Below are 23,415 nucleotides of genomic sequence, written 5' to 3' on the forward strand. Positions count from 1 at the left end.
AAGGGAATCTCGCGGCGCCCGCCGCACCGATTCACTCTTTTGACCGGAACGAATTCCTACGGACGGCGTGGCATTTGGCGGCGAGCCGCACGCGTATTCGGCATTCCGCGTGCGGCTTTCGGCGTTCGCCGGCGCTCAGGTCGACCGGGTGCCCGACAGGGTCCGGTCCAGCACCGCGGGATCCGTCGTCGGGGCGTCGCAGGTGAAATGCCGGCAGACGTACGCGGCCGGGGCGCCGTCGACCAGCGGACGGTCCTTCAGCAAGGGGAACTCCTCGCTGTCCGGGGTGCCGAAGGCGAGGACCGCGCCGGGGGCCGTACCGAGCATGGCCGTACGCCACAGCCCGCGCGCCCGCTCGTCGTCGGCCTCCCCCACCACGGCGACCTCCCGCGGGCCGTCGAGCAGCGCCTCGGCCACCGCGAGCCCCCAGCCGATGAACCGCGGCGCGCGCGGCCCGAGCGCCTTGACGACGGCCAGCGCCCCCTCGGCCGCGCTCCGGTGGGCCTCGGAGCCGGTGTGCGCGGCGTACGAGAGCAGCGCGCCGGCCGCGGCGGTCCAGCCGGACGGGGCGGCGCTGTCGGTGGGGTCCTGGGGACGGCGGATCAGCGGCTCGGCGTCATGGGCGGTGTCGTACAGCGCCCCGCCCTCGGCGACGAACTGGTCGAGGACGACGTCCAGCAGGAAGCCCGCGAACTCCAGCCAGACGCCCTCCCCGGTGGCCCCGGCGAGGGCGAGGAAGCCCTCGGCGACATCGGCGTAGTCCTCCAGGACGCCGGCGTGGGTGCCGGCCTGGCCGTCCTTGGAGGTGCGGGCGAGCCGGGCGCCGGTGTCCATGTGCAGACGTACGAGCAGGTCGGCGGCCTCGGTCGCGCGCTCGATCAGGTCCGGCCGGTCGAAGTAGGCGCCGGTCTCGGCGAGGGCTGCGACGGCCAGACCGTTCCAGGCGGCGACGACCTTGTCGTCCCGGCCCGGGCGTTCGCGCCGCTCACGCGCGAGGAACAGCCGGGACTTGATGAACGCGATCCGGTCGGCGTCCATGACACCTACGTCCTGCGGGAGTTGCAGCACGGAGGCGCCCTCTTCGAAGGTGCCCTTCTCGGTGACGCCGAAGTAGTGGGCGGCGTAGCGGGCGTCCTCGTCGCCGAGGACGTCGGCGAGCTGGGCCGGGGTCCAGACGTAGTACGCCCCCTCGACGTGCTTGCCCGTCCCGTCGTCGCTGTCGGCGTCGAGGGCGGAGGCGAACCCGCCCTCGGGCGTGCGCAGTTCGCGGACCATGAAGTCGGCGGTCTCCAGGGCGACCCGGCGGGCCAGGTCGCTTCCGGTGGCGCGCCACAGGTGGGCGTAGACCCGGCAGAGCAGGGCGTTGTCGTACAGCATCTTCTCGAAGTGCGGCACCACCCACTCCCGGTCGACGGAGTAGCGGGCGAAACCGCCGCCGAGCTGGTCGTAGATGCCGCCGCGAGCCATGGCCTCGCAGGTGTCGGCGGCCATCTGCAGGGCGCCCTCGGAGCCGGTGCGGGCGTGGTGGCGCAGCAGGAACTCGACGGCCATCGACGGCGGGAACTTGGGGGCGCCCCCGAATCCGCCGTGCCGGTCGTCGTACTCCCGGGTCAGACCGAGCAGTGCCTGCGCGAGCTCCTCCTCGTCGGGGACGCCCGCACCGCCGTAGGCCAGGGAGCGGCCCGCGAGATCGCGGACGATCTTCGTGGCGACCTCGGCGACCTCCTCACGCCGGTCCGTCCACGCGCTGCGGACACCTTCGAGCACCTGCCGGAAGGACGGCATGCCGTGGCGCGGCTCCGGCGGGAAGTAGGTACCGAAGTAGAAGGGCTCCCCGTCGGGGGTCATGAAGACCGACATGGGCCAGCCGCCCTGCCCGGTCGCCGCCTGCACGGCCTCCATGTAGACGGCATCGACGTCGGGCCGCTCCTCGCGGTCCACCTTCACGGGCACGAAGTGCTCGTTCATGAAGGCAGCGGTCTCCGTGTCCTCGAAGCTTTCGTGCGCCATCACATGGCACCAGTGGCAGGCGCTGTATCCCACACTCAGATAGACGGGCACATTGCGCCGGCGGGCCTCGTCGAAGGCGGCGCGCTCCCATGGCCACCAGTCGACGGGGTTGTCCGCGTGCTGCAGGAGGTACGGGGAGGTGGCGTCTGCGAGTCGGTTGGGCATGTTCCAATCCTGGCGCACCGGGCTGGGCCGTGCCCATCCGCCACGGGGGGTGCCCGGGCGGATACGCGAAGAGGCCCCGCTCCTCGCAGCGCATGCGAGGAACGGGGCCGCTCCACGGCTGTTCCGTCCGGTCCCGGCTGGTGGCCGGGACCGGAAGGCCCGAGGGCCGGGCCGAAAGCAGGCGTCGGCGTCAGTTGCCGGCGTTGCCGTTGCCCGAGAGGACCTCGCCCAGGATGTGCGACAGGGCGTTGTCGCCGTTCTGCGACACGGAGTTCTGGGTGCAGGTCTGGTTCTGCATCGGGTTGCCGAGGACGTCCTGGACGGCGACCGGGATGGCGATGATGCCGATCGGGACCTGGGCCTGAACCTTCTGCACGTCGAAGCAGTGCAGGACGCCACCGTTGATGAGGCCGAAGTTCGGGCTCATGTGGCCGCCGGTGGAGTTGCTGCCGATCGACTGCTTGGAGAGGTTGCCGGCAACCACCGCGTTGTTGCCGTCGTCACCGGCCGCCATCGCCTGGGTCGCAGTCGTCGCGGAGATACCGACGACGGAGGCCGCAACTGCCGCCGTGGCAAGAACCTTCTTGATCACGAGTCTTCCTTCTTGAGCTGGAGGCCCTCTGGATTGCTTCATTGCCGAAGCACGCTGCTCAACCGTCGCGGCGGAGATTGGTTCCGGGGCTTCACTCAGATGCCGCATTCGGCAGATCAACGCCACGAGGTGCGAAGGAACGTTGCGTCAGTCGCGATCGCGCAGGTCGCAGCGCGATTGTTGATCTTCTCGGCGGTGTGTCAGGGTGCGGGCCCCGACGACCTGGGAAACGAGGCCGGGCGGCTGCTGCGCCGGCCCGTCGCCGAGCCCACCGCCCTGCTGGGGCTGATCGCGGTTCGGCCCGTCACGGACGCCGTCGGCTTCGCGGCGCGGCTGCGTGAACTGCTGCACGCGGCGGTGCTCGTCGCGCGTGACGCCGACTTCGACGAGGAGGACGTCCCGGTGGCGTCCCTGCCGGGGTGGTTTCTCGATCTCGACGAGGCCGCCGCCGGCCGCTGCGTACGCGATCGCGGCGGAGAGCCGTGGAGCACCACCGAATGGATCTACGCCTTCGACCCGGAGCTGCGGGCCTGGTCGTGGTGGGACGCGACGGAGGGACCCGGCGGCCGGGTCCCGGTCTGGGTCGACACCCGCGGCGAGGGTCATCTCCCCATGGAGAAGCCGTGGTGGGCGGTGTACGCGGCCGGGGGCGAGGACGTGCTGCCCTCCACCCTGGAGGAGGCCGGGCGATGGCGGGAGTGGCGGACCCTCGCGCCGGAGGGTGATCCGCAGGACACTTGATCCGGCGTGACGCCGTCATGGCGTCGCGGCGGGGACTCGCGGAGGGGGACCACATGCGGGACAGCCATCGCGTGGAGGCCGAGCGTCTGTTGGTGCGCGCCGTGGAGGAGGAGGTGCGGCGCTCCGGGGGCCGCTCCGACTCGGCGGTGCTGCTGGCGCGCGGCCGGGCCGCGCTGGACAGCCTGGCGGCCGCGGCGAGCGAGGAGTACGCGGCGTATCTGCGGGCCCTGGAGGAGACGGAGGCCGGGCAGCTGACGCTGGCCGAGCGGCTGCGCAAGGAATCCGTGGGAACTCCTGCTGTGGTGACGGCCGTTGCCGCGGCCGCGGCCGTCGGCGCGGATGTGGCGCTCGGTACGGCCGCGGGGGTGGCCCTGGGCGCCGGCGCGGTCGTCGCGGTCGCGGGGGCGGCGGCGACCGTGGTGAAGGTGACCGCCTCGCACTGGCCGGCCGCGCACCGCAGGGCCGGGGCGATGAGCCGGCCCGGCGGGCCGGAGCAGCTGCGGCTCCAGTGGCTGACCGCCTTGGAGGTGCGGGGCATCCGGCCGTTCCTCGACCAGCAGCGGATGCTGCTCGCCACGAAGCGGACCACACCGAAGGGGCCGGCGCTGCGCGGCGCCGACAAGAGCGCGGAGGCACGGCGCCGTACCGTACTCGCGCAGTCGTTCGGTCATCTGCCGGATCCGGGCGGGCCGTTCGCGGGGCGGCGCCAGGAGCTGGCGCAGATCGCGCAGTGGGTGCACGCGGCGCGCGCGTCCACCGAGACGCGGCCGACGGTGGTGGTCCTGCACGGCGAGCCGGGCGCGGGCCGCACCACACTGGCCGTACGGGCCGCCCATCAGCTGCGCGACCAGTTCCGCGGCGCGTGCGTCGTCGACCTGCGCGGGGCCAGCCCCGGCGAGCAGCCGCTGCCGACCCGGGACGCGCTGCTGCATCTGCTGAACCGGCTGGGCGCCCCGCGTGAGCAGCTGCTGTTCCGGGAGCGGTCCTCGGCCGAGCAGCAGGTGCGCAGGCTGGGCGAGTTGTACCACCAGCAGCTGGCCGGGCTGCCGGTGGCGGTGGTGCTGGACGACGCGCGCGACGCCGGGCAGGTGCGCACCCTCATCCCCGAGCGTTCCGAGAGCCTGGTGCTGGTGACCGCGCGGGAGCCGCTGGACCTCGGGGCGGACGTCGCGGCCTGGGTGCACCACCTTCCGGTGGCGGCGCTGGACACGGCGGGGACCGAGGAACTGCTGCGGGCGGTGGCCGACGAGCCGGACGAGGGGCCGTACGACGCCATGGCGGCCGAGCGCATCCGGGAGCTGTGCGGCGGTCTGCCGCTGGCGCTGCGGGTGGCCGGGTCGGCGCAGGGCGGCCGTTCGCTGGGGCGGCTCGCGTCCTTGCTGGACCGGCCCGGCGGGCCGCTGGAGCGCGCCCTGTCCTTCCGGTACGCCACCGACCTCGGCGAGGACGGGCGGCGGCTGCTGCGCCGGCTCTCGCTGGCCGGGCGGGCGTCGCTCGGCGCGGCGGCCGCGGCGGCACTGCTCGGGCTCTCCGACGAGCAGGAGGCCCAGCGGCCGCTGCGGGAGCTGTGCCGGGCGGGGCTGCTCGACCATGTGCGCGGGGGTCCCACCGCGCCGCGCGGCGGCGGGGAGCGGTACCGGCTGCACGACTCCGTACGGGCCTTCGCGGCGGCCCGGCTCACCGCCGAGGAGGAGACGGCGGAGATCACGGCCGCGCAGGAGCGGCTGATCCGGAACTACGCGGAGCTCGCGGACTCGGTGATCCGGATGGTCGACGGGAAGATGTCGACCAGGGCCGGGCAGTTCGGCGGGCACGGTTTTCCGTCGCTCGACGCGGCGCTGCGCTGGCTGGACGACGAGTCCAGCTTCATCACGTCGGCGCTGCGGCACGCCGAGGGCGTGGACCAGCAGACCGTGCTCGGTCTGCTCGGCGCACTGTGCGACTACTGTCTGCTGCGCGGCGACCTGTACCGGCTGGGCGAGATCAACGAACTGACCGAGGCGGTGGACCAGGGGCTGCTGGTGCGCTCGGTGCAGTGGCGTACGGGCATCGCGGCGCGCCAGCTCGGCGAGCTCGACAAGGCCCGTACGACCCTGACCTCGGTGGTCTCGCTGTACCAGGAGGCCCACCAGGACGCCGGGGCCGCGCTGGCGCTCTGCTCGCTCGGCATCACGCTCCACCACCAGGGCCGGCTGGCCGAGGCGTCGGCGAAGCTGCGGGAGGCGCTGGAGCTCCAGGCGCCGGCCGATCTCGCCGCCGACCGGGCCTGGACGCTGCACGCGCTCGGCGGGGTCGAGCGCGACCGGGCCCGTCTCGCGGAGGCGCTGACGCTGCTGGGGACCGCGCTGGAGCTGCACCGGGAGGCCGAATCGCTGCACGGCGAGGCGTGGACCCACTTCCACCTGGGGCAGGTCTTCCTGCGCATGGGCGAGGCCGAGCGGGCCGAGGCGGAGCTGAACCAGGCGCTCGACCAGTACGACCGCACCCATGACGCACGCGGCGAGGCCTGGGCGCTCACCGAGCTGGCCCGGGCCCGCCTGGTGGCCGGCGAACCGGGCGCCGCGGTCGAGGGGCTGCGGGAGGCGCTGGCGCGCCACCGCGAGCAGGAGGACGCGCGCGGCGAGGCGTGGACGCTGTACTACCTGGGGCAGGCGCTGGAGGAGGACGGCGACCGGGACCAGGCGGTACGGGAGCTGGAGCGGGCGCGGAGCATGTTCTCGCGGATGCGGGACGTGTACGGCCTGGCCTGCGCCCGGCACCACTCGGGCCGGGTCACCCGCGACCAGCGCGCCGCCCAGACCGGCAACCTGCGCAACTCCGGCTTCGCCCGCCAGCTCCTGGTCGACGCCCGGGCCGACTTCCACCGCGTCGGGCCGGCGCACGGGGAGGCGTGGAGCTGCCTGGAACTGGCGATCATCGACGCGGGTAACGACCGCGCCCCGCAGGCGCTGGAGCTCTGCGACACCGCCGAGGCGCTGTTCCGCTCGTACGACGACCGCCGGGGCGCCGACTGGGCCCGCTTCCTGCGCTGCACGCTCCTGCCGTACGCCTCGCCGGGCGGGGTGGAGGTCGGCACGGTGGTCGCCGAGGAGGAGTTGTCCCGCCTGACCGCGGACCGCCACCCGAGCCGCGACGCGGCCCTGGAGGACTGCGCGGAGGCGTACCGCCTGCTCCTGGAGCGCGGTGTCCACCTGGAGTCGGGCTGGCAGGCCTGGCGCCTGGGCATGGTGCCGAACCGTGCCGCGCGCGAGGTGATGGGGGTGCCGGTGCCGGAGCCGAAGTGAGGACGGGGCGGGGGGGCCGCCGTGATCCGGGCCCGGCCCGGGTGGCCGGTTGCCGGGGCGGACCGGCTCCGGCCGCCGCGGGTACGTGCGACCGCGAGGCCGGACGGGTCCGGACCAGGACCGGCACGGCAGCGCGGGCAGGCCGCCCGGGCCCGGGTCGCGGTTGGCCGTGGCCCGCCGGGCCGGCGCGCGGGGCGCGGGTATGACGCGACCGCGGCCCGCGCGAGGGTACTGGTGCGACCGCACGCGGGTACGCCGCGGCGCCATGGCACCCGAGGGGTGTCATGGCGCCGCGGTGTCCGCTACGGCCGGCGGGGCCGAATCTGCCCGGCTTCGGAGGCGGGGCGAAGGGTCCGCTACGGCCGGGGGGCCGCCTCGCCCGGCTTCGGGGCGGGGGCCGAGGGGTCCGGGGCCTCCTCGAAGGTGACCCGGCCCATGTGGCGGTTCATCGACTTCATCAGGAGCCAGACGCCCACGGCCATCACCGCGAAGACGACGAAACCGAGGAGCCCGGGGGTCACCTTGTTCTCGTCGATCTCCTTGGCCAGAGGGACGAGCTGGGTCAGTGCCAGGTGTGCGCTCATGCTAGGCATTGTCCCGGATGCCCGCGAAGAGGTCGTCCTCGGGGAGGGAGGTGTCCACCAGGGACTTGGCGAGCTCGTACTCCTCGGTGGGCCAGACAGACTTCTGGATCTCCATCGGGACGCGGAACCAGCCACCGTCCGGGTCGATCTGGGTGCGGTGCGCGATCAGGGCCTTGTCGCGGGTCTCGAAGAAGTCGGCACAGGGCACGTGCGTGGTCAGCGTCCGCTCGGTGCGCTCGAACTCCGTCCAGCGCTGCAGCCACTCGCCGTACGGGGACTCCAGGCCCCGCGAGAGCAGCGCGTCGTGCAGCGCCTGGGTGCGCGGCCGGTTGAAGCCCTGGTTGTAGTAGACCTTCAGCGGCTGCCAGACCGGGCCGAACTCCTGCTCCGGGTACTTCTCCGCGTCCGTCGCGCCCCCGAACGCCACCATCGTGATCTTGTGGGTCATGATGTGGTCGGGGTGCGGGTACCCGCCGTTCTCGTCGTAGGTCGTGATGACCTGCGGACGGAACGCGCGGATCTTGCGGACCAGTTCACCGGCCGCCTTGTCGATGTCCTCCAGCGCGAAGCAGCCTTCGGGCAGCGGCGGCAGCGGGTCGCCCTCGGGCAGGCCGGAGTCGACGAAGCCCAGCCACTCCTGCTTGACCCCGAGGATCTCGCGGGCCTCGTCCATCTCCTTGCGGCGCACCTCGTGGATGTTCTCCTCGATGTACCTGTCGCCCTGGAGCTTGGGATTGAGGATGGAGCCGCGCTCGCCTCCCGTGCAGGTCACGACCAGCACGTCCACCCCCTCGGACACATACTTGGCCATCGTGGCCGCGCCCTTCGACGATTCGTCGTCGGGGTGGGCGTGCACGGCCATCAGGCGCAGCTGCTCAGTCAAGACTCGATCCTCAGTGATTCGTCGCATCGGGCAACTCTTATAGTGACGGAATCGGGGGCGGGAAAATTCCTGCTGTCCGTACGTCGAGAGGAACGATCATGAGCGCGGTGCGCGAGGGCCTGCCCGAGGCCCGTTACGGCCGCTCGGCGGACGAACGCGCCGACCGCAAGCTCAAGATCACCGGTTCCGTGCTCGGGGTGCTGTTCCTCGCGATGATCGGCTGGTTCGGCTACGACTACGTCGCCGGGCAGGTCGTCAGCGCCGAGGTGATCAAGTGGGACGTGGTGAGCGACCGCGAGGTCAAGGTCCATCTGGAAGTCCGTAAGGACAAGGACGCCAAGGGCTCGTGCACCCTGCGCTCGCGCGCGGAGAACGGCGCCGAGGTCGGCCGCAAGGACGTCCGTTTCGACCAGCCCGTCGAGCGGATCGACCAGATCGTGACGGTACGGACCACCTCCCAGGGCACCAATGCCGAGCTGGTCGGCTGTACCGCTGAGTAGCGATCACCCGGCCGGCGGTGCATCCACCCCGCTGACCTGGCGTGATGCAATTCTGATGGCTTTCGTCCTCCCCCTTTCCGCCGGGAATTGTTAGGCTCGTGGTTTCGCCCACTCAGGAAGGAACATCCTTCTGGGTAGGGCGATGCTTTGTATTCCCAGTACCTACGAGGAGCACCTGTGACCCAGACCAGCGACAACGTCACCTGGCTCACCCAGGAGGCGTACAACCAGCTCAAGGCCGAGCTGGAGTACCTGTCTGGTCCCGCGCGAACCGAGATCGCCGCCAAGATCGCGGCGGCGCGCGAGGAGGGCGACCTGCGGGAGAACGGCGGGTACCACGCGGCCAAGGAGGAGCAGGGCAAGCAGGAGCTCCGCGTCCGCCAGCTGACGCAGCTCCTGGAGCACGCCAAGGTGGGCGAGTCTCCCGCAGACGACGGTGTCGTCGAGCCCGGCATGGTCGTCACGATCGCCTTCGACGGCGACGAGGACGACCCGATGACGTTCCTGCTCGCCTCCCGCGAGTACGCGAGCGGCGACATCGAGACCTACTCCCCGCAGTCGCCCCTCGGCGTCGGCGTGCACGGCAAGAAGGTCGGCGAGGACGCGCAGTACGAGCTGCCGAACGGCAAGATCGCCACGGTGAAGATCCTCGACGCCAAGCCGTACGGCGGCTGAGCCTCCGCATCCCCCTGGCATCCCGGAAGGGCCGGACCGCGAACGCGGCCCGGCCCTTCTGCATGTACATGGAATGATGCGTTCTGGAGATCAATCGTGGACGGGGGAACACGCGTTTGGACCGCTGCGCGAGAGCGCGCCCCGGCGGATCGGCCCGTACGAGGTGCTGGCGCGGCTGGGGGCCGGCGGCATGGGCGAGGTGTCCCTCGGCCGCGATCCCGGCGGCTCCTTCGTCGCCGGGAAGCTCTTCGACGGCCAGATCGTCTCCGGTTACGCCCCTTGAGATCCCGGACCGGTCACGCCGTCGCCGAGCGGTACTTCCGTACCGCCAGCGTCCGGAACACCAGGATGATCAGCACCGACCAGATGATCGACGCCCAGACCGGATGCTGCATCGGCCAGGCGTCCGACGGTGAGACGCCGGGATTGCCGAAGAGTTCACGGCAGGCCTGGACCGTCGCGCTGAAGGGGTTCCACTCGGCGATGTGCCGCAGCCAGGGCGTCATCTTGCTGGAGTCCACGAACGCGTTCGAGATGAACGTGACCGGGAAGAGCCAGATCAGGCCGCCGGACGTGGCCGCCTCCGGGGTGCGGACCGAGAGGCCGATGAGGGCGCCGATCCAGGAGAAGGCGTAGCCGAGCAGGAGCAGCAGCGCGAAGGCGGCGAGCGCCTTCGGGATGCCGTTGTGGACGCGCCAGCCGACCAGGAGGGCCACGATCGCGAGGACGACGACGGTGAGTGCGGTCTGGACGAGGTCGGCGAGGGTGCGGCCGGTGAGGACCGCGCCGCGGGCCATCGGCAGGGCCCGGAAGCGGTCGATGAGGCCCTTGTGCATGTCGTCGGCGATGCCCGCGCCCGCGCCGGCCGTGGCGAAGGTGACGGTCTGGGCGAAGATGCCGGCCATCAGGAATTCGCGGTAGACGGACGGGGAGGTCGTGCCGCCGATGTTCATCGATCCGCCGAAGACGTAGCTGAACAGCACCACGAACATGATCGGCTGGATCAGTCCGAAGATGACCATCTCCGGGATCCGGCTCATGCGGATCAGGTTGCGCTTGGCCACCACGAGCGAGTCGGTGACCGACTGGGAGATGCCGCCGCGTGGTCCCGTGGTCGTGACGGCGTCGGTCACGGCGGTCACTTGGCCGCCTCCTTCCGGCTCTTCCTGCGGTCCTTGGCGTCCGTCGGCGCCTCGCCGTTCTCGTCCTCGGCCCGTTCGGCGGCGTGGCCGGTGAGGGAGATGAAGACGTCGTCGAGGGTGGGGCGGCGCAGGCCGATGTCGTCGATCTCGACGCCCCGGGCGTCCAGGTCGCGGATGACCTCGGCGAGGAGCTTGGCGCCGCCGGTGACCGGCACGGTCAGTTTGCGGGTGTGCTCCTCGACGGTGACCTCGCCGTGGCCGATGCCGGAGAGTCCGTAGCGGCCGAGGACGTCACGGGCCGGGGCGATCATCTCGTGGTCGTGGACGACGACTTCGACCCGCTCGCCGCCGGTCTGGGCCTTCAGCTGGTCGGAGGTGCCGCGGGCGATGACCCTGCCGTGGTCGACGACGCAGATGTCGTGGGCGAGGTGGTCGGCCTCTTCCAGGTACTGGGTGGTGAGCAGCAGGGTCGTACCGCCCGCGACCAGTTCCTGGATGATGCCCCACAGCGCCTGGCGGTTGCGGGGGTCGAGACCGGTGGTCGGCTCGTCCATGAACATCACGGGCGGCGACACGACGAGGGCGGCGGCCAGGTCGAGGCGGCGGCGCATGCCGCCGGAGTACGTCTTGGCGGTGCGGTCGGCCGCGTCGGCGAGGTTGAAACGTTCCAGCAGTTCGTCCGCCCGCTTCTTCGCCGCCTTGGCGTTCATCTGGTAGAGCCGGCCGACCATCTGGAGGTTCTCGCGGCCGGTCAGATACTCGTCGACGGCCGCGAACTGGCCCGAGAGGCCGATGGACCGGCGCACTTCGTTGGGGTGCTTGAGCACGTCGATCCCGGCGACCACGGCCTTGCCGCTGTCGGGCTGGAGCAGGGTGGTGAGGACTCGTACGGTCGTCGTCTTCCCGGCGCCGTTGGGGCCGAGCAGGCCGAGGACGGTGCCTTCGGGAACGTCGAGATCGACGCCGTCAAGGGCCCTTACGTCACCGAAGGTCTTGACCAGACCTTCGGCGTGGATCGCGCCTGGCATGTGGGTTCTCCCAGGGTGGCAGGTGCAGAGCGCAGGTGTTCTTCTGTGCCGGTCCTTCTGATCTCTGGGTTCTTCTGGGCGTTTTCTAGCCAAAGCTTAGGGAGGCGAGGGCACGCCCGCCCGTCAAATGGGTGACCTGAACCACACCGTAACGCGATACATCGCGACTGACAAGGGTCGCGTCGGCCCTCAGGCCATGACCGTGTACCCGGCCTCCCGCAGCGCCGCCGCGACCTCCGCGCAGTGCTCGGGGCCCTTCGTCTCCAGATGGAGCTCCACCTCGACCTCGGTCAGGCCAAGGCGCGGATCGGTCCGCACATGCCCCACGTCCAGGACGTTGGCGTCGACCACCGACAGCACCCCCAGCAGATTCGCCAGCGCGCCCGGCCGGTCCGTCAGCCGCAGCCGCAGCGACAGGTAGCGCCCCGCCGCCGCCATGCCGTGGCGCAGGATCCGCTGCATCAGCAGCGGGTCCACGTTGCCGCCGGAGAGCACCGCGACGACCGGCCCCCGGAACGCCTCCGGCTGGGCCAGCAGCGCCGCCACCGTGCTCGCCCCGGCCGGCTCGACGACCAGCTTCGCCCGCTCCAGGCAGAGCAGCAGCGCCGACGACAGGGCGTCCTCGGAGACCGTACGGATCTCGTCGACGAACTCCTCGACCAGCGGGAACGTCACGTCCCCGGGGCGGCCCACCTTGATGCCGTCCGCCATCGTCTGCGGTGACTCCAGCGCCACCGGACGGCCTGCCTTCATCGAGGGCGGATAGGCCGCCGCGCCCGCCGCCTGCACCCCCACCACCCGCACGTCGGGCCGCAGCGACTTCACCGCGACCCCGATCCCGGCCGCCAGACCGCCGCCGCCGACCCCGACGACGATCGTGCGCACCTCCGGGCACTGCTCCAGGATCTCCAGACCGACCGTGCCCTGCCCGGCGATGATGTCGGGGTGGTCGAAGGGGTGGATGAAGACCGCGCCGGTGTTGTGCGCGTACTCCTCGGCGGCGGCGAGCGTCTCGTCGACCACATGACCGTGCAGCCGGACCTCTGCGCCGTAGTCACGGGTCGCCGCGACCTTCGGCAGCGGGGCGCCGACGGGCATGAAGACCGTGGAACGGACCCCGAGGAGCGAGGAGGCGAGCGCGACGCCCTGGGCGTGGTTCCCGGCCGAAGCGGCGACGACCCCGGCCGCCCGCTCCTCGGGCCGCAGCCCCGCGATCCGTACGTACGCGCCGCGCAGTTTGAACGATCCGGTCCGCTGGAGGTTCTCGCACTTGAGGTGGACAGGGGCTCCCACCAGGCGGGACAGGTAGCGGCTGCCTTCCATCGGCGTGAGGCGGGAGACCCCCGAGAGCATCTTCTGGGCCCCCCGTACGTCATCGAGGATCAGGGGGTGCAAGGGGCCAGTCCTACGGAAGGTCATGACATCAAGTCTCGCAGCTCACCGGGTACGGGGCCGCCCGGCCACCGGTCGCTCGCACGGGTTTGTGCAGCGCAGGTACGGACCCGCTCCGGTCCGCGTACTCTGTCCCCCACCAACCGACCACCGCACGAGAGAGCCCCCTTGCCATGCCCACATCTCAGGACATGACGACTGAGCTTGACCCCGGTCTCCTCGATGCCCTCCAGCACCAGGTGGCCGTCTTCGCCCGCCGCGCGGAGCAGACGCGTCTGGGCGGCACGGGCCAGCTCCGCAACTCCATGGACCGGGCCGCCTATCTGCTCCTCAACCGGCTGGACCAGGAAGGCCCGATGGGCGTCAAGGCGCTCGCGGCCGGAATGGGGATCGACTCCTCGACCGTGACCCGGCAGGTCGCGCCGCTCGTCGACACCGGACTGGTCAAGCGCACATCTCACCCCGAGGACGGTCGCGCGGTCGTCCTGCAGCTCTCCCCGCGCGGGCAGTCCCGCCTGGAGGAGGTCCGCTCCTCAAGGCGCCAGCTGATGGCCCAGGTCACGGACGGCTGGACGGCGCAGGAGCGGGAGTCCTTCTGCACGCTGCTGACCCGCTTCAACTCGGCCCTCTCCGCCCGCCAGTCGGGCCTGCCGCCCGCGGAGCCGCAGACTCCGCCCGCCGGCTGAGACCCGGGCCGCACCGGGGCCGAACCGGGCCGTACCGACCTCTTGACCGGGTGCCTGCCGCTGGCCCCAAATGAGGACGTGCGAGAGCGGCAGGCATCCGATGAGCGCCTCCGTGCCCGGGAGTTCGAAGCCTTCGTCGCGGGCGCGGCCGGCCGGCTGCTGCATGCCGCGACCCTGCTGACCGCCGAGGAGCCGCACCGCAACCCCCGCGCGCGCCGCCTGCTGACGGCCGCCCTCGCGCACACCTACGCCGGCTGGGACCGGCTGCGCGGCGAGGACCCGTACGACCGGGCCCGCCAGGAACTCGCGATCCGTTTCGCCCGCACCGCCTGGCGCCGCCACCGCGGCCCGGGCGGCGGGGCGCTGTCCCGGCTCTCCCCGCAGGAGCGGCTGATCCTCGTGCTGCGGCTGTACGAAGGGGTGGCCGAGGAGCAGACGGCGGCGCTCCTCGGGCTGCCGGTGGAGAGAGTACGGGCGATCTGCGCGCGGGCCGTCAGCACGATGCGCGGGACCGGGCCGAGGGTGGCGCTGTGAGCGGGGGCAACCGGCGCGAGGAGGAGGTCCGGCGGATGCTGGACGGCCCGCATCCGCAGGTGCCGGCCGATCTGGCCGAGCGGGCCGCCGAGCGCGGTTCCGTGCTGCTGCACCGCCACCGGCTGGTGCGCCGCACGGGCTGGCTGCTGCTGTGGGCGGCGGCGGTGGCGTTCGTGGTGTGGGCGTCGGTGACGGAGCCGTGGGTGGTGCCGCCGGCGGAGACGTCGCCGCCGCTCGAAGGCTGGTGAGGACCGGTCTAGCCTGGAAGGAGCGGCACGCGTCCAGTCAGAGGAGGCCGCCATGACCAGGAAAGTCGCCGACTGCCGTAAGTCCCCGAGCGTCATGAACTGCACCCTCGTCATCGCCGGCGAGGAGGAGGAAGTCATCCGGGCCGCCACCGAACACGCGATCTCGGTCCACGGCCACGAGGACTCCCCCGAGCTGCGGAAGATGGTCAAGGAGTCGCTGGAGGACGAGAAGGTCAGCGCCTGAGCACGGGCCCCGCGCGCACCGGCCCCGGCCGGGGATCGTTCCCGGGCGCGGGGCCGGTGGTGAAGAGGGGGGCGGCTAGCCGAGCGCCTCGCGCAGGTCGGCCAGCAGGTCGTCGGCGTTCTCGATGCCGACGGAGAGGCGTACGAGATCGGCGGGGACCTCCAGGGCCGAGCCCGCCACGCTGGCGTGCGTCATCCGGCCCGGGTGCTCGATCAGGGACTCGACACCGCCCAGGGACTCGCCCAGGGTGAAGAGCTTGGCGCGGTTGCAGACCTCGACGGCCGCCTCCTCGCCGCCCTGGACGCGGAAGGAGATCATGCCGCCGAAGGCCTTCATCTGCTTCGCGGCGATCTCGTGGCCGGGGTGGTCCTCCAGGCCGGGGTAGAGGACCTGGGTGACCTTCGGGTGCTGGGTGAGCATCTCGGCGACGCGGCCCGCGTTCTCGCTGTGCCGGTCCATGCGCACGGCCAGGGTCTTGATGCCGCGCAGCACGATCCACGAGTCGAAGGGGCCGGCGACCGCGCCCATCGCGTTCTGGTGGTAGGCGAGCTCCTCGCCGAGCGTCTCGTCGGCCGTCACCAGCGCGCCGCCGACGACGTCGGAGTGGCCGCCCATGTACTTGGTGAGCGAGTGCACGACGACATCGGCGCCGAGGGCGAGCGGCTGCTGGAGGTAGGGGCTCGCGAAGGTGTTGTCGACGACCAGCTTGGCGCCGGCGGTGCGGGCCACGTCGGCGACGGCCGCGATGTCGGTGATGCCGAGGAGCGGGTTCGACGGCGTCTCGACCCAGATGACCTTCGTACGGTCGTTGACCGCCGCCCGTACCGACGCCAGGTCAGAGGTGTCGGCGACGGAGAACTCCACGCCCCAGCGCTGCACGACCTTGGCGAAGAGCCGGAACGTGCCGCCGTAGGCGTCGTTCGGGATGACCACGTGGTCGCCGGGGACGAGCAGCGTACGGAGCAGGCAGTCCTCGGCGGCAAGGCCGGAGGCGAAGGCGAGCCCGCGCCGGCCGCCCTCGAGCGCCGCCAGGTTCTCCTCCAGGGCGGTACGGGTCGGGTTGGCGCTGCGGCTGTACTCGTATCCGCCGCGCAGGCCCCCCACGCCGTCCTGCTTGTAGGTGGACACCTGGTAGATGGGCGGGACGACCGCGCCGGTCAGCGGGTCGGCGGTGTTGCCCGCGTGGATCGCGCGGGTCTCGAAGCTCTGGTGGGAGTGCTGGTCGCTCATGAGCCTGAGCGTAGTCCCGGTCACCGCCGGTTCCCGAGCCGTCCTGGACAATGGCGTTATGGAGATTCTCTGGTTCCTGATCGCGATGGCGATGCTGGTCGCGGCGCTCGGCCCCCTTCTGCGGCGGCGCCGGGGTGGTGGCATCCAGCTGGCCGCGCCCGGTTCGCCGGACGCCGCGGATCCGGGCGCCTACGGTTTCGTACGGCAGGAGGAGCTGGACCTCCGGCTGCCCGGCCCGGACCAGGACCTCGTGGACGTGCTGGACGTGGTGCAGCGCACGCAGGACTGGCGGGCCGCCTCCCAGCTGCTCGCCGGGACCCCCAAGGACGGCGAGGCGCGCTGGCAGCGGGTGCAGGCCTTCGCGGGCGCGGCGTCGCTGGAGCTCCAGCAGCAGCCCGGCACCGGTGGGGCGTGGCTGCGGGCGTGGCGGGCCGAGGCGCCGAAGGACGCGGGCGGGGCGGCCGTCCACGCGGAGTTCCTGGTGCAGCAGGCGTGGCGGTCGTCGACGGCCGGCACGGACGACTTCCGGATCATCCTCGAAGAGGCCAAGGCGGCCAGCGACCAGGCGGCGCTGCTCGCGCCCGGCGACCCGGTGCCGTACATCGTGGAACTGGCCGTCGCCCGTGGACTGGCCTACCCGCCCGAGCAGTTCGACCAGGTGTGGGCGAAGGTCATGGACCGGGCGCCGCAGCACATGGGCGCGCATCTGGCGGCGCTGCACTACTGGTGCGAGAAGTGGCACGGCTCCCGCGACGACGCGGACCGCTTCGCCCGCTCGGCCGCCGCCCGCGCCCCGCAGGGCTCCCTGCTGGCGGCGCTGCCGCTGTTCGCGGTCTACGAGCACCTTCCCGAGATCACGCTGGTGCAGGACTTCTACAAGACGGCGGTGGTGTCGCAGGCGATGGAGGGCGCGCTGTACGCGGTGCACTCGGCCCGCCCGGACGACCCGATGCTGGCGCATGTGCGCCACATGCTGGTGATGTTCCTGATCAAGGCGGAACGCTGGTCCGAGGCGATGCGGCAGCTGATCCACGTGGACGGCCACATCGGGGCGCTGCCCTGGACGGTCAGCCTGGACCCGGCCGCCGAGTACACGATCTACCGCAACCTCGCGGTGGCGGGGTACGAGGCGAACGGCGGAAGCCCGGCGACCCTGCGGCACTGACCGCCCGTACGGCGGGGCGTCCGGCCGACGGTACGGTCGGTCCGCCCCTTGTTCCTGTCCCGCCGCTTGTTCCAGTCCCTCCCCTTGGTCCAGTCCCTCCCCGAAGTGAGGAACCCTTCATGGGCAAAATCATCCCGATCATCATCATCGGTGTGGCGGTCTACTTCTGGCTGAAGAGCCGCCGCAGCGCCGCCTCGGTGAGCTCGGCACAGGATCCCGGCGGGGGCGACGGCCGGGGCCCGGCCGGGCGAGGGGACGGCTGAGCGGCCGAGGAATGCGGGACGGGCCTGCCGTGTTGTGCGGTACGGACCCGACTCCCCGAGGAGCCCCCGTATGTTCCTGTCCCGCACCCCCGTCCTCCCGACCCCGGAGCAGGCCCTGAAGGGCCGCGCGACCCCCGAGTTCCTGGTTCCGTCCCGGCACACGGTCCTCGGCAACCCGCTGCTCGGCCCGTACCCCGAGGGGCTCGAGGTCGCGGACTTCGGCCTCGGCTGCTTCTGGGGCGCCGAGCGGAAGTTCTGGCAGACCCAGGGTGTGTGGACGACCCTCGTCGGCTACCAGGGCGGCTACACCGAGAACCCCGCGTACGAGGAGGTCTGCTCGGGCCTGACGGGGCACACGGAGGCGGTCCGGGTCGTCTTCGACCCGTCCGTCGTCAGCTACGAGCAGCTCCTGAAGGTCTTCTGGGAGTCCCACGACCCGACCCAGGGCTTCCGCCAGGGCAACGACGTCGGCACCCAGTACCGCTCTGCCGTCTACACCCACTCCCCGGCCCAGGCGACGGCGGCCGAGGCGTCCCGGGAGGCCTACCAGAAGGTCCTGACGGGCTCCGGGCACGCCACGATCACCACCGAGATCCTCCCGGCGGAGGGCCGCCCCTTCTACCCGGCGGAGCCGTACCACCAGCAGTACCTCGACAAGAACCCGGGCGGCTACTGCGGCATCGGCGGCACGGGCGTCTCGTGCCCGATCGGGGTGGCGAAGGCGGACGGCTGACAGCCGTCAGCCCGCAGCGGAGGTGCGGCCGGGGGCGGCCAGGCCCGCCTCCCACGCCCAGGCCGCGATGCCGACCCTGTTGCGCGCCTTCAACTTCGCCTGAATGTTGGCGAGATGCGTCTTCGCCGTGCCGGCCGAGATGAACAGCCGGTCAGCGATCTCCGCGTTCGTCAGGCCCTGGGCGACCAGGGTGACGATCTCCCGCTCGCGGGCGGTGAGCGGATCGGCCGGCGGGGCCGCGGGCGGCGCCGTGAGGCGTTGCAGGAGGCGGACGGTGATCTGCGGGCTGATCAGGGTGTCGCCGGCCATCGCGGCACGTACCGCCTCGATCAGCAGGGCGGGGCCTGAGCGTTTCAGCAGGAAGCCGCAGGCGCCGTGGCGCAGGGCGGTGTGGACGTACTCGTCGAGGTCGAAGGTGGTGACCACCACGACCCGTGTCTCGGCGGCGAGCAGGCGGGTGACCTCCAGGCCGTCGAGGCGGGGCATCCGGATGTCGGCGAGGACGACGTCCGGCCGGAGCGTGCGGGCGAGTTCGACGGCGGCCGCTCCGTCCGCGGCCTCGCCGACGACGGTCATGTCCGGCTGCGAGTCGAGGATCAGCCGGAAGCCGTTGCGTATGTCGTCCTGGTCGTCGGCGATCAGGATGCGGGTGGTCATGGGGTCCTTCCGGGAGTGGGGCCGAGGGCCGGGAGGGTGGCGGAGGTCCGCCAGTGGCCGTCGGCCGGTGCGGCTTCGAAGGTTCCGCCGAGTGCGCGGACCCGTTCGGTGAGGGCGAGCAGTCCGCTGCCGCCGCGCGGGCGGGCGGTCGCGGGGCCGGGCAGCGTGTCGTTGGTGACGTCGAGCCGGACGTGGCGCCCCTGCCGTACGAGCGTGATGTCGACGCGGGCCGCGCCGGGGGCGTGGCGGCGTACGTTGGTGAGCGCCTCCGTCACGATCCGGTGGACCGTGGCGGCGGCCTCGCGGGAGAGGGCATCCGCGGCGTCCGGGGCGATGGTGAGCCGGGCCTCGGTGGCGCCGCTGTCGGCGAAGCGCCGTACGAGGTCGTCGAGTTCGGCGAGCGCGGGCAGGGCTTCGCGGGCCGCAGGGGTTCCAGCCTCCCGCAGCATCGAGACCGTACGGTCGATCGAGTCCAGGGCGGCGAGACCGGCCCGCTCGATCCGTTCGAGGGCGGGCAGGACGGCGGCCGGGTCCTGCGCGGCCACGAAGCGGGCCGCCTGGGCCTGGGCGACGATGCCGCTGATGTCGTGGGCGACGAAGTCGTGCAGGTCGTGGGCGAGGGTGAGTTGCTGGGTGCGGCGGGCGTCGTGCACGGCCAGGCGTTCGCGGCGCTCCCGCAGCCGGGGGTAGCCGCCCACGACGGCGGCGCCGAGCGTGGGCAGGGTCCAGAAGGCGCCCATGCCGACGCGTTCCAGGAATGTGACGCCGGGCAGCAGGGGCTGGGTCCACAGCGCGAGCGCGGTCGCCGAGAGGCCGACGCCGAGGGCCACCTCCCGTACGGGGGCCCAGCGGAAGGCCGCCGCCTGGAGCGCGAGAAGAGCGGTGGCCGCCGCGAACAGCCAGCGTGACCCGGCCTCCCCGGCGCCCTGGGCGCCGAGCGCGCTGACGGCGAGAAGCGCGGCGGCCACGGCGGCGCAGGCCCGGCCCGCGTACCGGCGCCACGCGCGGGGCCCGGCCGCCCCGGCGAGCAGGACCCCGGCGGCGAGCGCGGCGGGCAGACCTACGTACGAACCGGCCGCGGCCACCCCCGCGCACGCGACGGCGACCGCCGCCGTCCCCGCCACCACGTCACGTCTCATCGGGCCAGCGTAGAGAGCGGGGCGCGGGCGCGGGGATCCGCCGATCGGCAGAGGCGGGGCGGGCCGGGGCGAGCGGGGATCTGCCGGTCGGCCGATGGTGGGGCGCCCCGCTCCCGGAGGAAGCTGATCACGTCAGCACGACAGCAGCACCGTGCGGCATCAACTCAGCGATCATCAAAGGGAGTTCAGACGATGCGTCACTCGAAGACCACCTGGGGAGCGGCTCTGGGGACGGCCGCCATGATGGGCCTGCTCGCCTTCGCCGGCACCCCCGCGACGGCGAGCACCGCCGAGCCGACGGCGGCCGCCGCGGCGAAGCCGGTCAAGGAAGCGAGCCTCACCGGCTCCGCCACGATGGACCGGGGCAAGAACGGCGACCGCGTCACCTTCGCCTTCGACGCCCGTGGATTCGCCCCGACCGATGTCGGCGGCACCTCACGCGGCACGTTCCGCTTCACCCACCACAGTCCTGACGGCAAGAAGGGCGCGTGGTTCGAGGGCCGTATCGACTGCCTGCTCACCGGCGGCCCGGTCGCCACCGCCACCGGGATCATCGAGCGCACCGACCACCCGGACCGGCGGATCAAGGGCAAGCGGGTCGGGTTCACCGTCTACGACGGCGGCAAGGGCGGCCGGCACGACCGGGTCGGATACAGCTGGGCCGTCGAGGACATCCCGGACGCGAAGGTGCCGGTGTGTCTGAGCGCGGCGCCCTACGAGACCGCCAAGAGCGGCGACTTCACCGTCAATCACCTGCTGCCGCCCACCCCGAAGGCCGACCGGTGAGCGCGCGTATCGAGCAGGAGCCGCCGCGCTGGGTCGTCCGTACCGCGCAGGCGACCGCGCTGACCGTGCTGCCGAGCGGCCTGTGGCGGCTGGCCGCCGCGTTCGGCATCGACACCGGGTTCTCCGGCGGCTGGCTGGCCGACGTCCGGTTCGGCAGCTGGTTCTCCCTCTACATGATCACGCTGACCCTCGTCGCCGAGGGCCTCGCGCTGCTCACCATAGGTCTGGTGCGGCCCTGGGGGCAGGTGTTCCCGAACTGGTTGCCGCTGGTGGGCGGGCGGCGGGTGCCGACGGCCGCAGCCGTGGTCCCCGCGACGCTGGGGGCGAGCGTCCTGACCGTGATCGGCACGCTGGGGCCCCTCGGCTGGAACGGCCCGGAGAACATGGGGCACCCCGACTCCCCCGACGGCGTCGCCTACTGGGTGATGAGCCTGTGCTACCTGCCGCTGGTGGCCTGGGGTCCGCTGCTCTTCGTGGTCACGGGGCACTACTGGCTGCGCCGCCGCCGGGCCTCGCTCGGCCCGGCGGCGGTGGCGGCGGTGGCGGGGGCGTAGGCCCGCTCAGATCGTCGAGGTGTCGATGACGAAGCGGTAGCGGACGTCACCGGCGAGCACCCGCTCGTACGCCTCGTTGATCTGGTCCGCCCGGATCAACTCGATCTCGGCGCCGAGTCCGTGCTCCGCGCAGAAGTCCAGCATCTCCTGGGTCTCCCGGATGCCGCCGATCATCGAACCGGCGAGGGTCTTGCGCCCGCCGATCACCGAGAACAGGTTGAGCGAGACGGGCTCCTCGGGGGCGCCGACGTTCACCAGCGCGCCGTCCGTCTTGAGCAGCGAGAGGTACGCGTCGAAGTCGAGCGGCGCCGAGACGGTCGAGATCACCAGGTCGAAGGTGTTGGCCAGCTTCTCGAAGGTCGCCGGGGCGCTCGTCGCGTAGAAGTGGTCGGCGCCCAGCTTCAGCCCGTCCTCCTGCTTGCGCAGCGACTGGCTGAGCACGGTCACCTCCGCGCCGAGCGCGTGCGCGATCTTCACGCCCATGTGGCCGAGGCCGCCGAGGCCGACGATCGCCACGTTCTTGCCCGGGCCGGCCTTCCAGTGCGCGAGCGGGGAGTAGAGCGTGATCCCGGCACACAGCAGCGGGGCGGCCTCGTCGAGCGGGATGCCCTCGGGGATCCGCAGGGTGTAGTTCTCGTCCACGACGATGTGGGTGGAGTAGCCGCCGTAGGTCGGCTCCCCCTCCTTGTCGCGGGCGTTGTACGTGCCGGTCATGCCCTGGGTGCAGTACTGCTCCAGACCCTGCCGGCAGTACTCGCACTCACGGCAGGAGTCGACGAAGCAGCCGACGCCGACCCGGTCGCCGACCTTGTGGCGGGTGACCTGGGAGCCGACCTCGGTAACGATGCCGGCGATCTCGTGGCCGGGGACCATCGGGTAGATGCCCTCGCCCCAGCCGTCCCGGGCCTGGTGGATGTCGGAGTGGCAGATGCCGGCGTACTTGATCTCGATGAGGACGTCGTACGCGCCGACCGCGCGACGGGAAACGGTGGTGCGCTCCAGAGGGGCGCTGGGGGCGGGAGCTGCGAATGCGGCGACGTTCGTGGTCATGGCGGCAACCCTGCCGGTCGTCGCGGGGACCACCCAGCCCTCTGTGCGACGTACGTCCGGCGTTCCTACCACTGGCAGGGACAGGCACGGCCCGGCATCCACGCCTACGACCAGGAATACTTGGGACGCATGGACCAGCGTGCCGAACTCACCGAATTCCTCCGCTCACGACGGGCCCGGCTGAAGCCCGCGGACGTCGGGCTGCCGGAGTTCGGGCGCCACCGCCGGGTCCCGGGGCTGCGGCGGGAGGAGCTGGCGCAGCTGGCCGGGGTCTCCGTCGCGTACTACACGCGCCTGGAGCAGGGCAACGGCCAGAACGTCTCCCTGGAGGTGCTGGACGCCATCGCCCGCGCGCTGCGCCTGTCGGACACCGAGCGGGACCATCTGACGCATCTGGCCAAGCCGAAGCAGAAGAAGAAGCGCGGCTCGCCGACGGGCCGGCAGAAGCTGCGGCCGGGGCTGCAGTACCTGGTCGACGCCATGGACGGGGTCCCGGCGTTCTTCCTGGGCCGCCGGATGGACATCCTGGGCTGGAACCGGATGGCGCGGGCGCTGCTCGGCGACTTCGCGGCGATGGCCCCAGAGGAGCGCAACATGGCCCGTCTGGTCTTCCTCGGGTCCCACGCCCGCGACCTGTACCCGGACTGGGACGCCAAGGCGACCGAGGTGGTCAGTGTGCTGCGGCTGTGCGCGGGCTGCTACCCGGACGATCCCCAGCTGTCGGCGCTCGTGGGGGAACTGTCCGTCAAGAGCGAGGAGTTCCGCGCGCTCTGGGCGGCCCACACGGTCGCCGAGAAGGGCCATGGCATCAAGCGGCTGAACCATCCGCTGGTGGGCGAGCTGACCTTGTCGTACGAGACGCTGAGGCTGCCCGACGACCACGACCTGTCCCTGGTCACCTACCAGGCGGAGCCGGGCTCCCCGTCGGCGGACGCGCTGCGGCTGCTCGCGAACTGGGGTGTGGACGAGGTGGCCACCGAGCCGGCGTGACACCGGCTACGGCGCATGGAAAAGGCCCCCGGAGGGATCCGGGGGCCTTACTGATCGTTTCAAAATGAGCTGAGCCGTGGGTCTTGTGTTCAGCGATCTTGGTCGGCAGGGTGTCCGGGTGCGTGCTGATCTTGTTCCTG

The 23,415-nt window shown here is 72.1% G+C and carries 26 protein-coding genes; 15 read left to right on the forward strand and 11 right to left on the reverse strand.

Annotated features, from left to right (window positions below):
* Positions 1–135: 135 nt before the first annotated feature.
* Positions 136–2,175: a thioredoxin domain-containing protein gene (locus tag IEZ01_RS26415; RefSeq protein ID WP_189204137.1), complete on the reverse strand. Its 2,040-nt coding sequence runs from the start codon at positions 2,173–2,175 to the stop codon at positions 136–138.
* A 190-nt stretch (positions 2,176–2,365) separates the two neighbouring features.
* A complete protein-coding gene (locus IEZ01_RS26420) occupies positions 2,366–2,767 on the reverse strand; it encodes a rodlin (RefSeq protein ID WP_019889025.1) in 402 nt (133 codons plus the stop codon).
* A gap of 195 nt (positions 2,768–2,962) precedes the next feature.
* Here IEZ01_RS26420 and IEZ01_RS26425 point away from each other — a divergent pair, with 195 nt between their 5' ends.
* Entirely contained in the window at positions 2,963–3,508 is a 546-nt protein-coding gene (locus IEZ01_RS26425; protein WP_189204139.1) for a hypothetical protein, read from the forward strand.
* Positions 3,509–3,561: 53 nt separating this feature from the next.
* Positions 3,562–6,792 carry a tetratricopeptide repeat protein gene (locus IEZ01_RS26430; RefSeq protein ID WP_189204141.1) on the forward strand — a complete coding sequence of 1,077 codons (3,231 nt, stop codon included), beginning with the start codon at positions 3,562–3,564 and terminating at the stop codon, positions 6,790–6,792.
* A 356-nt stretch (positions 6,793–7,148) separates the two neighbouring features.
* Here IEZ01_RS26430 and IEZ01_RS26435 read toward each other — a convergent pair whose 3' ends face one another.
* Together IEZ01_RS26435 and mca are read right to left on the reverse strand one after the other, a co-directional pair.
* On the reverse strand, positions 7,149–7,385 hold the full coding sequence (locus IEZ01_RS26435; RefSeq protein ID WP_078513393.1) for a hypothetical protein: 237 nt from the start codon (positions 7,383–7,385) through the stop codon (positions 7,149–7,151).
* Positions 7,378–8,259: a mycothiol conjugate amidase Mca gene (gene mca / locus IEZ01_RS26440; protein WP_189204143.1), complete on the reverse strand. Its 882-nt coding sequence runs from the start codon at positions 8,257–8,259 to the stop codon at positions 7,378–7,380. Before mca ends, IEZ01_RS26435 begins: the two co-directional genes overlap by 8 nt.
* A 98-nt stretch (positions 8,260–8,357) precedes the next feature.
* On the opposite strand from mca, the gene IEZ01_RS26445 reads away from it, so the two are divergent.
* The 3 genes from IEZ01_RS26445 to IEZ01_RS26455 all read left to right on the forward strand — a co-directional run bounded on the left by IEZ01_RS26445 (position 8,358) and on the right by IEZ01_RS26455 (position 9,717).
* Positions 8,358–8,759 (forward strand): DUF4307 domain-containing protein, encoded by a 402-nt coding sequence (locus tag IEZ01_RS26445; protein WP_019889020.1) that lies wholly within the window; start codon positions 8,358–8,360, stop codon positions 8,757–8,759.
* A 177-nt stretch (positions 8,760–8,936) separates the two neighbouring features.
* Entirely contained in the window at positions 8,937–9,434 is a 498-nt protein-coding gene (gene greA, locus IEZ01_RS26450; RefSeq protein WP_019889019.1) for a transcription elongation factor GreA, read from the forward strand.
* Between the two features lie 73 nt (positions 9,435–9,507).
* The gene (locus tag IEZ01_RS26455; RefSeq protein WP_078513392.1) at positions 9,508–9,717 is read left to right on the forward strand and encodes a hypothetical protein; all 210 of its coding nucleotides are present in this window, start codon (positions 9,508–9,510) and stop codon (positions 9,715–9,717) included.
* A gap of 13 nt (positions 9,718–9,730) precedes the next feature.
* Here the strand turns inward: IEZ01_RS26455 and IEZ01_RS26460 are convergent, their stop codons facing one another.
* From IEZ01_RS26460 to ilvA, 3 genes are all read right to left on the reverse strand, one after another.
* Positions 9,731–10,576, reverse strand: a complete 846-nt coding sequence (locus IEZ01_RS26460; protein WP_019889017.1) for an ABC transporter permease — start codon at positions 10,574–10,576, stop codon at positions 9,731–9,733.
* On the reverse strand, positions 10,573–11,604 hold the full coding sequence (locus tag IEZ01_RS26465; RefSeq protein WP_019889016.1) for a daunorubicin resistance protein DrrA family ABC transporter ATP-binding protein: 1,032 nt from the start codon (positions 11,602–11,604) through the stop codon (positions 10,573–10,575). Before IEZ01_RS26465 ends, IEZ01_RS26460 begins: the two co-directional genes overlap by 4 nt.
* A gap of 189 nt (positions 11,605–11,793) precedes the next feature.
* Positions 11,794–13,023, reverse strand: a complete 1,230-nt coding sequence (gene ilvA, locus IEZ01_RS26470) for a threonine ammonia-lyase (RefSeq protein WP_028797894.1) — start codon at positions 13,021–13,023, stop codon at positions 11,794–11,796.
* A 146-nt stretch (positions 13,024–13,169) separates the two neighbouring features.
* On the opposite strand from ilvA, the gene IEZ01_RS26475 reads away from it, so the two are divergent.
* The 4 genes from IEZ01_RS26475 to IEZ01_RS26490 all read left to right on the forward strand — a co-directional run bounded on the left by IEZ01_RS26475 (position 13,170) and on the right by IEZ01_RS26490 (position 14,708).
* Positions 13,170–13,682 carry a MarR family winged helix-turn-helix transcriptional regulator gene (locus tag IEZ01_RS26475; RefSeq protein WP_028797893.1) on the forward strand — a complete coding sequence of 171 codons (513 nt, stop codon included), beginning with the start codon at positions 13,170–13,172 and terminating at the stop codon, positions 13,680–13,682.
* Positions 13,683–13,760: 78 nt separating this feature from the next.
* Positions 13,761–14,216 (forward strand): sigma factor-like helix-turn-helix DNA-binding protein, encoded by a 456-nt coding sequence (locus tag IEZ01_RS26480; protein ID WP_019889013.1) that lies wholly within the window; start codon positions 13,761–13,763, stop codon positions 14,214–14,216.
* Positions 14,213–14,464: a hypothetical protein gene (locus IEZ01_RS26485; protein ID WP_019889012.1), complete on the forward strand. Its 252-nt coding sequence runs from the start codon at positions 14,213–14,215 to the stop codon at positions 14,462–14,464. Before IEZ01_RS26480 ends, IEZ01_RS26485 begins: the two co-directional genes overlap by 4 nt.
* Positions 14,465–14,516: 52 nt before the next feature.
* Entirely contained in the window at positions 14,517–14,708 is a 192-nt protein-coding gene (locus IEZ01_RS26490) for a DUF1059 domain-containing protein (RefSeq protein WP_028797892.1), read from the forward strand.
* A 75-nt stretch (positions 14,709–14,783) separates the two neighbouring features.
* Here IEZ01_RS26490 and IEZ01_RS26495 read toward each other — a convergent pair whose 3' ends face one another.
* Complete coding sequence (locus tag IEZ01_RS26495) at positions 14,784–15,938, reverse strand: cystathionine gamma-synthase (RefSeq protein WP_019889010.1); 1,155 nt, start codon at positions 15,936–15,938, stop codon at positions 14,784–14,786.
* Between the two features lie 58 nt (positions 15,939–15,996).
* Here IEZ01_RS26495 and IEZ01_RS26500 point away from each other — a divergent pair, with 58 nt between their 5' ends.
* The 3 genes from IEZ01_RS26500 to msrA all read left to right on the forward strand — a co-directional run bounded on the left by IEZ01_RS26500 (position 15,997) and on the right by msrA (position 18,099).
* Positions 15,997–17,103 carry a hypothetical protein gene (locus IEZ01_RS26500; RefSeq protein ID WP_019889009.1) on the forward strand — a complete coding sequence of 369 codons (1,107 nt, stop codon included), beginning with the start codon at positions 15,997–15,999 and terminating at the stop codon, positions 17,101–17,103.
* Between the two features lie 119 nt (positions 17,104–17,222).
* Positions 17,223–17,366 (forward strand): hypothetical protein, encoded by a 144-nt coding sequence (locus tag IEZ01_RS26505; protein WP_019889008.1) that lies wholly within the window; start codon positions 17,223–17,225, stop codon positions 17,364–17,366.
* 70 nt (positions 17,367–17,436) lie between these two features.
* The gene (msrA, locus tag IEZ01_RS26510) at positions 17,437–18,099 is read left to right on the forward strand and encodes a peptide-methionine (S)-S-oxide reductase MsrA (protein ID WP_019889007.1); all 663 of its coding nucleotides are present in this window, start codon (positions 17,437–17,439) and stop codon (positions 18,097–18,099) included.
* 6 nt (positions 18,100–18,105) lie between these two features.
* Here the strand turns inward: msrA and IEZ01_RS26515 are convergent, their stop codons facing one another.
* Positions 18,106–18,756, reverse strand: a complete 651-nt coding sequence (locus tag IEZ01_RS26515) for a response regulator (RefSeq protein WP_019889006.1) — start codon at positions 18,754–18,756, stop codon at positions 18,106–18,108.
* Positions 18,753–19,895 (reverse strand): sensor histidine kinase, encoded by a 1,143-nt coding sequence (locus tag IEZ01_RS26520; RefSeq protein WP_063828508.1) that lies wholly within the window; start codon positions 19,893–19,895, stop codon positions 18,753–18,755. Before IEZ01_RS26520 ends, IEZ01_RS26515 begins: the two co-directional genes overlap by 4 nt.
* Positions 19,896–20,087: 192 nt before the next feature.
* On the opposite strand from IEZ01_RS26520, the gene IEZ01_RS26525 reads away from it, so the two are divergent.
* Together IEZ01_RS26525 and IEZ01_RS26530 are read left to right on the forward strand one after the other, a co-directional pair.
* Positions 20,088–20,681, forward strand: coding sequence for a hypothetical protein (locus IEZ01_RS26525; protein WP_019889004.1), 594 nt, complete (start codon positions 20,088–20,090; stop codon positions 20,679–20,681).
* Entirely contained in the window at positions 20,678–21,235 is a 558-nt protein-coding gene (locus IEZ01_RS26530) for a hypothetical protein (protein WP_189204145.1), read from the forward strand. The genes IEZ01_RS26525 and IEZ01_RS26530 overlap by 4 nt, the downstream gene beginning before the upstream one ends.
* A 6-nt stretch (positions 21,236–21,241) precedes the next feature.
* Here IEZ01_RS26530 and IEZ01_RS26535 read toward each other — a convergent pair whose 3' ends face one another.
* Positions 21,242–22,285 (reverse strand): NAD(P)-dependent alcohol dehydrogenase, encoded by a 1,044-nt coding sequence (locus IEZ01_RS26535; protein ID WP_189204147.1) that lies wholly within the window; start codon positions 22,283–22,285, stop codon positions 21,242–21,244.
* Between the two features lie 129 nt (positions 22,286–22,414).
* On the opposite strand from IEZ01_RS26535, the gene IEZ01_RS26540 reads away from it, so the two are divergent.
* On the forward strand, positions 22,415–23,275 hold the full coding sequence (locus IEZ01_RS26540) for a helix-turn-helix transcriptional regulator (RefSeq protein WP_189204149.1): 861 nt from the start codon (positions 22,415–22,417) through the stop codon (positions 23,273–23,275).
* Positions 23,276–23,415 lie beyond the last annotated feature (140 nt).

This window comes from Streptomyces purpureus (assembly GCF_014648195.1).
Lineage (GTDB): Bacteria > Actinomycetota > Actinomycetes > Streptomycetales > Streptomycetaceae > Streptomyces > Streptomyces purpureus.

Excerpts from the sequence above, each read along its gene's own strand:
- IEZ01_RS26415 (WP_189204137.1), bottom strand. The coding sequence starts at position 2,175 with ATGCCCAACCGACTCGCAGACGCCACCTCCCCGTACCTCCTGCAGCAC.
- IEZ01_RS26430 (WP_189204141.1), top strand. The coding sequence starts at position 3,562 with ATGCGGGACAGCCATCGCGTGGAGGCCGAGCGTCTGTTGGTGCGCGCC.
- IEZ01_RS26435 (WP_078513393.1), bottom strand. The coding sequence starts at position 7,385 with ATGCCTAGCATGAGCGCACACCTGGCACTGACCCAGCTCGTCCCTCTG.
- IEZ01_RS26445 (WP_019889020.1), top strand. The coding sequence starts at position 8,358 with ATGAGCGCGGTGCGCGAGGGCCTGCCCGAGGCCCGTTACGGCCGCTCG.
- IEZ01_RS26455 (WP_078513392.1), top strand. The coding sequence starts at position 9,508 with ATGATGCGTTCTGGAGATCAATCGTGGACGGGGGAACACGCGTTTGGA.
- IEZ01_RS26465 (WP_019889016.1), bottom strand. The coding sequence starts at position 11,604 with ATGCCAGGCGCGATCCACGCCGAAGGTCTGGTCAAGACCTTCGGTGAC.
- ilvA (WP_028797894.1), bottom strand. The coding sequence starts at position 13,023 with ATGACCTTCCGTAGGACTGGCCCCTTGCACCCCCTGATCCTCGATGAC.
- IEZ01_RS26475 (WP_028797893.1), top strand. The coding sequence starts at position 13,170 with ATGCCCACATCTCAGGACATGACGACTGAGCTTGACCCCGGTCTCCTC.
- IEZ01_RS26490 (WP_028797892.1), top strand. The coding sequence starts at position 14,517 with ATGACCAGGAAAGTCGCCGACTGCCGTAAGTCCCCGAGCGTCATGAAC.
- IEZ01_RS26495 (WP_019889010.1), bottom strand. The coding sequence starts at position 15,938 with ATGAGCGACCAGCACTCCCACCAGAGCTTCGAGACCCGCGCGATCCAC.
- IEZ01_RS26500 (WP_019889009.1), top strand. The coding sequence starts at position 15,997 with ATGGAGATTCTCTGGTTCCTGATCGCGATGGCGATGCTGGTCGCGGCG.
- IEZ01_RS26505 (WP_019889008.1), top strand. The coding sequence starts at position 17,223 with ATGGGCAAAATCATCCCGATCATCATCATCGGTGTGGCGGTCTACTTC.
- msrA (WP_019889007.1), top strand. The coding sequence starts at position 17,437 with ATGTTCCTGTCCCGCACCCCCGTCCTCCCGACCCCGGAGCAGGCCCTG.
- IEZ01_RS26515 (WP_019889006.1), bottom strand. The coding sequence starts at position 18,756 with ATGACCACCCGCATCCTGATCGCCGACGACCAGGACGACATACGCAAC.
- IEZ01_RS26520 (WP_063828508.1), bottom strand. The coding sequence starts at position 19,895 with ATGAGACGTGACGTGGTGGCGGGGACGGCGGCGGTCGCCGTCGCGTGC.
- IEZ01_RS26525 (WP_019889004.1), top strand. The coding sequence starts at position 20,088 with ATGCGTCACTCGAAGACCACCTGGGGAGCGGCTCTGGGGACGGCCGCC.
- IEZ01_RS26535 (WP_189204147.1), bottom strand. The coding sequence starts at position 22,285 with ATGACCACGAACGTCGCCGCATTCGCAGCTCCCGCCCCCAGCGCCCCT.
- IEZ01_RS26540 (WP_189204149.1), top strand. The coding sequence starts at position 22,415 with ATGGACCAGCGTGCCGAACTCACCGAATTCCTCCGCTCACGACGGGCC.